Source organism: Streptomyces sp. URMC 123 (assembly GCF_051386515.1).
In the GTDB taxonomy this organism is placed as follows: domain Bacteria; phylum Actinomycetota; class Actinomycetes; order Streptomycetales; family Streptomycetaceae; genus Streptomyces.
The window spans coordinates 1-3,257 of the sequence record NZ_JBPQTV010000495.1; the positions used below are offsets into that span (position 1 = coordinate 1).

Consider the following 3,257-nt stretch of genomic DNA (forward strand, 5'->3'; position numbering starts at 1 on the left):
GCTGCGGGAAGGGGCCGGCGGAGCGCGGTGACCGTCCCGGGAAGGGGTCGGCGGAGGTTGAAGGGGCCGGGCCGGCCCAGAGCGTGACACCCTCCACCGCCTGCTTCCGGCACTTCGTCGTCCACCCCCCGGGCCGGCGCGATCCGGACGCGACCGGCTACTCGTTCCACACCTTCGTACCGCGCCGTGCCACCGGCGAGGAGCTGCGGACGCGCCGGTGGGGAACGGCGCCCTCCGGTCGCGAGGTCACCGTCTTTGCCCCGGACCCGGACGAGCCTTTCGGACACGAGTTCCTCGGGCTGAGCACCGCCGCCTACACGCTGGAGGTCCTCGACGCACACCAGCAGAAGCTGTCCCTGGTCGGGGCCACCCATATGACGATCCCGCTGGGGTCCTCCCCGTGCCACGTGCTCGTCAACTTCGAGTCCGACGGCGCGTTCCGGTCCATCGAGTACAAGTTCGGCGAGGCGACCGCCTCGGAGGACATCCAGTGCTTCCCCACCGGCACCGTGGTCAAGGTGGGCAAGCACGCCACGGGCGTCAGGCGCCCGCACCGCGACGCCTACTCGTTCTCCGTGGACACCTCGCTGGAGTGCCGGATCGAGTGGCAGCCGGACCCCGGGCCGGCCCGGGTCACGGATCTGTGCCTGCACGCCGACCCGCTCCTGGCGCGCCGCCCCCACATGCCGCGCGAGCAGTACCGCCGCTTTCCCAACCGCTTCTTCGACACGGAGGTGACCGTAAGGGCCGGGGCCGCCCGACCGGACGGCTGGCGCCTGGCGGACCTGGTGGAGCGGGTGGATCCCCGGGGCGTCCGGCGGATCGCCGTCCCAGGCCTTCAGAGCGTCCCGGGCCTTCCGGACGTCCCGGGCCCACGGGAGCAGGGGCCGGAGCAGCAGGAGCGCCGGCAGGAGCGCGGCATGGTGGCTCGGGCGGCCGGCGTCGGCCCGTGCCTGGTGGACGTCCGGCGCGACGGCGACGCCCTGCGGGTGGCGCTCCAACCGCTGTCGGGTGACCGGCCGTTCGTCGCCACCCTGCCGTACGACCTCGGGGCCCGGCTCGCCCGGGAGCTCCCGGCGCTGGACGTGACCAGGCCGGAGCAGCTCACCGTGGACCCGGCCGTGGCGTTCGCGGAGGAGGCGTACCGCGTCGTCCGGCGGTATCTGCCCGTGCGCGCGGACGACTCCGTATGGAGGGTGACAAGTCGCCTTCAGGACAAAGTCATTGACAGCTGATCAACACAGAGGGTATTCATTGATCGAACGTTCGAACGCGGTCGATGTCGAAGGCCGCACGCACCACACCCCAACAGCTCAGGGGTGACAACCGAAGACGTACGTGACTGGGGGAAGCCGGTGCGAATCCGGCGCTGACCTGCAACCGTGTGGAGCGCGCGAGCGTTTCGAGTCGGAACGCCCAGCACGGTGACGAGCAAGCTTCCCGCTGCCACGGTCTGCAGCACGGAGCCAGGCGCCGGCTTTCGCCTCACCCGGACGCGCCCCCGGGTCGGGAACGGAAGGGTGGCCCGGGTCCGTCCTCCGGACCCGACTCGAAAGGCCCCCCACGTGCACGACCACTCCTTACGCGGCACGGCGCCCCCCACGGCCGCCCCTCGCGCCTCCTGGCCCCCTCCGGTTCCGCACGCCTGAGGCACCGGGTGTCGCCACCAACGGACGGTGCTTCACGAGGTGTTCACGCTTCGCGCATAGGCGACAGTTGAATGGGGTACATCAGCGTTGGCTGGCGAACCCGTACCCCCTTGAGCATCTGCCGTGTGCCCAGGCCGGTTCCCCGACCGTTGGGGAGAGCCCGTGCACCAGCAGATCAAGGCCGCTCCGGGGCGGTTGCCCCTGGTCGGTCATGGCCATCGTCTGGTACGCGACCCTCTGGGGTTCCTCACGTCCCGGCGTGGCGGCGACGCGGTGTCGGAGATCCGGATCGGTGGCCGATCGTGTCTTCTCGTCAGCAGTGCGCGGGCGGCCCGCCAGGTCCTGGCCTCCCCGCGCTTCGACAAGGGCGGGCCCTTCATGGAGACCGCCCGGGGGCTGGTCGGCAACGGTGTGATCACCTGTGCCGACGCCGACCACCGGCGCCAGCAGCCGGTGATGCGCCCGGCCTTCCGGCGCGACCGGGTCGCCGCGTACGCGGAGGTGATGTGCCGCTGCGTCGACGAGGCGGTGGACGACTGGCGCGACGGCGACACCGTGGACGTGGGCCGGCGGATGTACGCCCTGGCCGCTCGGGTGGTGGCGCGCACGCTGATCTCCTCTCCGGCTGGTCGCCGTGCCGCGGACACCATGGCGGAGGCACTGCCGGTGCTTCTCGACGGCATGTTCCGCCGGATGCTGGTGCCGTGGCCGCCGGCGCATCGCGTGCCGCTGCCGGCCAATCGCCGCTTCGCCCGGGCCCGCCTCCGGCTGGAGACGGCCATCGGCGAGGTGATCGGTCAGTACCGGGCGTCCGGCGCCGCCTTCGACGACCTGCTGTCCCAGGTGATGGCCGCCGCCGCGGACGACGGCCGGCCGCTCGGCGACCGCGAGGTGCGGGATCAGGTGATGTCGGTCCTGGCGGCAGGGGTGGAGACCACGGCCTCCCTGCTGGCCTGGACCTACTACGCCCTGGCCGACCACGCGCGCGTCGAGGACCGCCTGTGGGAGGAGCTCGACACGACCGTGGAAAGCGGATCGCCGTCGTTCGAGGACCTTCCGCGACTGCCGTACACCCGGCAGGTGCTGACGGAGGTCCTCCGACTGTGGCCGCCGACGTGGATGCTCAGCCGGGTGGTCGTGGCGGACACCGTGGTCGAGGGCTTCGTCCTTCCTGCCGGCGCGGACGTGATCGTCTCCCCGTACGCGCTGCAGCGCGACCCCGAGGTCTTCCCCGAGCCGGAGGTCTTCGACCCGGACCGGTGGCTGCCGGAGCGGGTCACCGCCGAGCAGCGCCAGGCGTTCACCGCCTTCGGCGGCGGGCGGCGCAAGTGCCTGGGCGAGGCGTACGGCATGACCGAGGCGGCCCTGGCGCTCGCGACCATCAGCAGCCGCTGGCGGCTTCGTGCCGTCGCGGGCGGGCCGGTCCGCGCGGTGCCGCGGTTCCTGCTCACCCCGCGGGGCGGCCCCCTGGTCCTCGAACGGCGCGCTCCCGGCGGTCGGCCGACGGCCGGGAGCGGCCGGTGATCCACGACGCGACCTCGCATCCCGCGCGGCGGGGGCAGTCCGGTGTCGCGCGGCCGCCCGGGGCGGGGTCGCCTGGGGCGGCGG

The 3,257-nt window shown here is 73.0% G+C and carries 2 protein-coding genes; both read left to right on the forward strand.

Features of this window, described 5'->3' with window-relative positions; genetic code table 11:
- The first annotated feature begins 83 nt into the window (after window positions 1–83).
- Window positions 84–1,235, forward strand: a complete 1,152-nt coding sequence (locus ACSNOD_RS29880; protein WP_436770210.1) for a hypothetical protein — start codon at window positions 84–86, stop codon at window positions 1,233–1,235.
- Window positions 1,236–1,811: 576 nt separating this feature from the next.
- Entirely contained in the window at window positions 1,812–3,173 is a 1,362-nt protein-coding gene (locus tag ACSNOD_RS29885) for a cytochrome P450 (RefSeq protein ID WP_436770211.1), read from the forward strand.
- Window positions 3,174–3,257: the final 84 nt, after the last annotated feature.